Source organism: Shimia sp., from assembly GCF_041624275.1.
In the GTDB taxonomy this organism is placed as follows: domain Bacteria; phylum Pseudomonadota; class Alphaproteobacteria; order Rhodobacterales; family Rhodobacteraceae; genus Shimia.
Genome location: NZ_JBFJVE010000274.1, coordinates 1 through 2,795 on the forward strand (window position 1 = coordinate 1; position 2,795 = coordinate 2,795).

Here is a 2,795-nt window from a genome sequence, read left to right on the forward strand (position 1 = left end):
ACCCGTTCGCCGACCTCGGTCTGAACAAAGGCGCCGAGTTTCTCGGAATACTCGGTGCCGAAATAGAAGATCTGGCCGACCTCGATGCCGCGCGCGCTGCGCCGCCTTGCCTCCGGGATCTCGGCGAAGACAGCCTCGTCGTGGGTCTCGTCGGTGCGGGCGTAGCGCGAGGTGAACTCCTCAAGCACCGCCTGGCATTCGGCCTTGTCGTCGTAGTCGATCTCGCGGTCGCCGAATCTCAGGTCGGTGATCGCGCTGTCGTAGAACACTTCACTTTCGCCGGTATCGGCGAGAACCAGGAATTCGTGCGTGTAATCGCCGCCGATCGGCCCCGAATCCGCCCGCATAGGGATCGCCTGCAGCCCCATCCGCTCGTAGGTGCGCAGGTAGCTCACCAGATGGCGGTTGTAGGCGTGCAGCGCATCCTCCTTGGTGAGGTCGAAATTATAACCGTCCTTCATGTAGAACTCGCGCCCGCGCATGACCCCGAAGCGCGGCCGGATCTCGTCGCGGAACTTCCACTGGATCTGATAGAGGGTCAGCGGCAGGTCCTTGTAGCTGCTGACATGGCTGCGGAAGATGTCGGTGACCATCTCCTCGGCGGTCGGCGTGTAGAGAAGATCGCGCCCGTGCCGGTCCTGCATGCGCAGCATCTCGGCACCGTAATCGTCATAGCGGCCGGATTCGCGCCACAGGTCGGCGCCCTGCAGGATCGGCATCTGGATCGGGATATGCCCGGCCCGCATCTGTTCCTCGTGCACGATGTTCTCGATCTTGCGCAGCACCTTGAAGCCCATCGGCAGCCAGGAATAGATGCCGGCGGCCTGCTGCTTGATCATGCCGGCCCGCAGCATGTAGCGGTGGCTCACGATCTGCGCCTCGGCGGGGGTTTCTTTCAGCACGGGCAGAAAATAGCGGGACAGGCGCATGGTCGCTCCATAAAGACGGGATGAACTTGTTTGCACCCGTTTATGGCTTCGCGCCGGGCCAGACAAGGGCCAGACAGGTGCAGACAGGGGCAGGCCGCGCAATTGAAGGCAGGATCCGCGCCCGGCCCCGGCAGGCGGGATGGCGCCGTTAAGGCTTGCCCCCGCGCGCCGCATCGGCAAAAACTGGGGCGGATTTTCCCGCGCGAGGCATTGATGGCACTACCAGTCCGGCAACAAGTCACCTATTGGGGCATCGCCTGCGCGGTTTTCGTGCTGGCACTGTGGTTCCTCGGCGAGATCATGCTGCCCTTCGTGCTCGGCGGGGCGATCGCCTATTTCCTCGATCCGGTGGCCGACCGCCTCGAAACCCTCGGCTTCAGCCGCGTCGCGGCAACGGTGGTCATCACCCTGACGATGCTGGTGGTGACCGTGATCCTGACGCTGGCGGTGCTGCCGATGCTGATCGAACAGACCCTGACGCTGGTTGAAATGGCGCCGCAGTTCGCCGCCGACCTGCTGACCTTCGTCAAGACCCATTTCCCGCAGCTGTTGCAGGACGGCTCGGTGGTGCAGCGCTCGCTGCAGGGGCTGGGCGAGGCGGTCAGGGATCACGGCGGGCAGCTGCTTCAGGGTTTCCTGTCCTCGGCGATGTCGGTGATCAACGTGCTGGCGCTCCTGGTGATCGTGCCGGTGGTGGCCTTCTACCTGCTGCTCGACTGGGACGACATGGTGGCGGTGATCGACAATCTGCTGCCGCGCGACTATGCGCCGACGATCCGGCTGCTGGCCTCCGAGATCGACCACACGCTGGCGGCCTTCATCCGCGGCATGGGCTCGGTCTGCATCATGCTCGGCGCCTATTACGCCATCGCGCTGATCCTCGTCGGGCTGCAATTCGGGCTGGTGGTCGGCTTCGTCGCCGGGGCGCTGACCTTCATTCCCTATGTCGGGGCGCTGATCGGCGGCGCCCTGGCCATCGGGCTGGGCCTGTTCCAGTTCTGGGGCGACTGGGTCTCGCTGGGGCTGGTGGGCGCGATCTTTGTCCTGGGCCAGGTGATCGAGGGCAATGTGCTGACCCCGAAGCTGGTCGGCAATTCCGTCGGGCTGCACCCGGTCTGGCTGATCTTCGCGCTGTCGGTCTTCGGCGCCCTGTTCGGCTTTGTCGGCATGCTGGTCGCGGTGCCGCTGGCGGCGGCGATCGGGGTGCTGGCGCGGTTCTTCATCACCCAGTATACCGGCTCCAAGCTTTATTCCGGCCATGCCGGCAAACGCCCGGACTGACATGTCGCACCAACTCAACCTGACCCTGCCGGTGCGCACCGCACTGGGGCGCGACGATTTCTTCGTCAGCCCGGCCAACGCGCTGGCGCTGGGGCTGATCGAAAGCTGGCCGCACTGGCCGGGTGGCAAGCTGGCGCTGATCGGGCCGCGGGGCAGCGGCAAGACCCATCTGGCGCATGTCTGGACGGCGCAGAGCGGCGGCGCGATCCTGCCCGCACGCGACCTCGTGGAAGACCGGGTTCCCGGGCTGGCCAGCGGCCCGGTGGCGATCGAGGACGTGCCCGAGATCGCCGGCAACCGCGCGGCGGAAAAGGCGTTGTTCCACCTGCACAACCTGGCCCTCGCCGAGGGCCACAGCCTGCTGCTGACCGGTGAGGGCGAGCCGGGAAACTGGCGCTTGTCGCTGCCCGACCTGCAAAGCCGGGTGCAGGGGGCGACCGTGGCGGCGCTCGAGCAGCCCGACGACCAGTTGCTGAGCGTGGTCCTGGCCAAGCTGTTCAACGACCGCCAGCTGACCCCGCACCCCGACACCATCCCCTATCTGGTGAAACACATGGAGCGGTCTTTCGAAGATGCGCAGCGTCT

The 2,795-nt window shown here is 65.7% G+C and carries 3 protein-coding genes; 2 read left to right on the forward strand and 1 reads right to left on the reverse strand.

The window, feature by feature from the left end; all coding sequences use genetic code 11:
- On the reverse strand, nt 1-929 hold a 929-nt coding region (proS, locus tag ABZD10_RS14935), incomplete at its 3' end, for a proline--tRNA ligase (RefSeq protein ID WP_372887721.1).
- Nucleotides 930-1,142: 213 nt separating this feature from the next.
- On the opposite strand from proS, the gene ABZD10_RS14940 reads away from it, so the two are divergent.
- On the forward strand, nt 1,143-2,210 hold the full coding sequence (locus ABZD10_RS14940) for an AI-2E family transporter (protein ID WP_372887723.1): 1,068 nt from the start codon (nt 1,143-1,145) through the stop codon (nt 2,208-2,210).
- 1 nt (nt 2,211) lies between these two features.
- On the forward strand, nt 2,212-2,795 hold a 584-nt coding region (locus ABZD10_RS14945; protein ID WP_372887725.1), incomplete at its 3' end, for a chromosomal replication initiator DnaA.

Excerpts from the sequence above, each read along its gene's own strand:
- ABZD10_RS14940 (WP_372887723.1), top strand. The coding sequence starts at position 1,143 with ATGGCACTACCAGTCCGGCAACAAGTCACCTATTGGGGCATCGCCTGC.